This is a genomic window from Streptomyces silaceus (assembly GCF_001419745.1).
GTDB lineage: Bacteria > Actinomycetota > Actinomycetes > Streptomycetales > Streptomycetaceae > Streptomyces > Streptomyces silaceus.
On record NZ_LIRJ01000535.1, the window covers coordinates 1 to 1802 of the forward strand.

Sequence of the window (1802 nt, forward strand, 5' to 3'; positions counted from 1 at the left end):
AAGACGCCCCTCGCCACCCTCCCCGCCGCCGCGTCCTCCGCCGCCTTGGGGAAGTCCTCCACCGCGTACGTCGCCGTCACCAGCTCGTCCAGCAGGAGCTTCCCGCTCCGGTACAGCTCCGCGTACAGCGCGAAATCCCGCTGCGGCCGCGAACTCCCGTACCGGCACCCCAGGATCGACTTGTCCAGGAACATCGACGCCACCACGAACGACGCCTCCGCCGTAGCCGCCGGCATCCCGAGCAGCACCGCCTGCCCATGCCGGTCGAGCAGATCGATCGCCTCCCGCACCAGCTCGACCCGCCCCACGCACTCGAAGGCATGGTCCACCCCGTCCGGCAGGACGTCCCGCACACCCTCCGTCGACCCGAAGAAGTGCGTCGCCCCGAACTGCCGGGCCACCGCCTCCTTCTCCGCGTTCGCGTCCACCGCCACGATCGTCGACGCCCCCGCGATCCGCGCGCCCTGCAACACGTTGAGCCCGATCCCGCCCGTACCGATCACCACGACCGTGTCCCCGAGCCCGACCCTGGCCCGGTTCAGCGCGGCCCCCACCCCGGTCACGACCGCGCACCCGATCAGCGCCGCCGACGTCAGCGGGATGTCGTCCGGGATCCGCACCGCCTGCACGGCCTTGACGATCGTGCGCTCGGCGAACGCCGAGTTGGCCGCGAACTGGTACACCGGCTTGCCGCCCCGCGAGAACGGCCGGTCAGGACGCCCGATGGCCTTGCGGCACATCGTCGGCCGCCCCCGGTTGCACTCCGCGCACGCCCCACAGCTCGCGATGGTCGACAGCGCCACGTGATCCCCGGGAGCCACATGCGTCACCCCCGCGCCCACCGCCTCCACCACGCCCGCCCCTTCGTGCCCCAGCACGACCGGCGGCGGGAACGGAATGGTCCCGTCGATCACCGAGAGATCGCTGTGACACAGCCCCGCCGCGGCCACCGCGACCAGGACCTCCCCGGGCCCCGGGTCCCGTATCTCCAGATCGTGGACGACCTCGGCCCGCTCACCGTCGAAGACAACGCCCCGCACCACGCACACCCCTCACCGAGGCCCTCTGGCCTCTCTCGGCAGACCGAGCACCCGCTCGGCGATGATGTTCCGCTGAATCTCGTCGGAGCCGCCGTAGATCGTGTCGGCGCGGGTGAACAGGAACAGCCGCTGCAGCGCGTCGAGTTCGTACGGGGCGTCGGCACGCCAGTCCGCGGGCCCGACCGCCGCGACCGCACCCCGCACCGCCATCCCGAGCTCCCCGAGCCGCTGATGCCACCGCCCCCACAGCAACTTGGCGACACTGGGCGCGCCGCCGCTGTCCCCCTGCGCACCGCCCGACGCGCCGACGGCACCCGGACTCCCCAGCGTCCGCAGCGCGTTCCACCGCATCACGCGCAGCTCGGCCCACTGCCGCACCAGCCGGTCCCGCACCACGGGATCGCCGACGGCGCCGCTCGCCACGGCCTGGCGGACCACGCCCGCCAGCTCCTCCGCGAAGCCGATCTGCTGGACCAGCGTCGACACTCCGCGCTCGAACCCGAGCAGCCCCATGGCGACGCGCCAGCCGTTGCCGACGCCGCCCACGACATGCGCGGCACGCGCGCGGGCGCCGTCGAAGAAGACCTCGTTGAACTCGCTGGTCCCCGTCATCTGCCGGATGGGCCGCACCTCGATGCGGCCGGGCTGGTCCATGGGAACCAGCAGAAAGGACAGCCCACGATGCCCCGAACGAGCGCGCCCCTCACCACGCGCGGCACCCGCGCCACCAACAGCACCCTCACCCCCCACAGCGCCCTCGGC

The 1802-nt window shown here is 73.0% G+C and carries 2 protein-coding genes; both read right to left on the reverse strand.

Annotated features, from left to right (window positions below; all coding sequences use genetic code 11):
* On the reverse strand, positions 1–1040 hold a 1040-nt coding region (locus AOK22_RS36025; protein ID WP_055702896.1), incomplete at its 3' end, for a Zn-dependent alcohol dehydrogenase.
* A 12-nt stretch (positions 1041–1052) separates the two neighbouring features.
* The coding region (locus tag AOK22_RS36030; protein ID WP_279617108.1) for an acyl-CoA dehydrogenase family protein at positions 1053–1802 on the reverse strand (750 nt) is incomplete at its 5' end.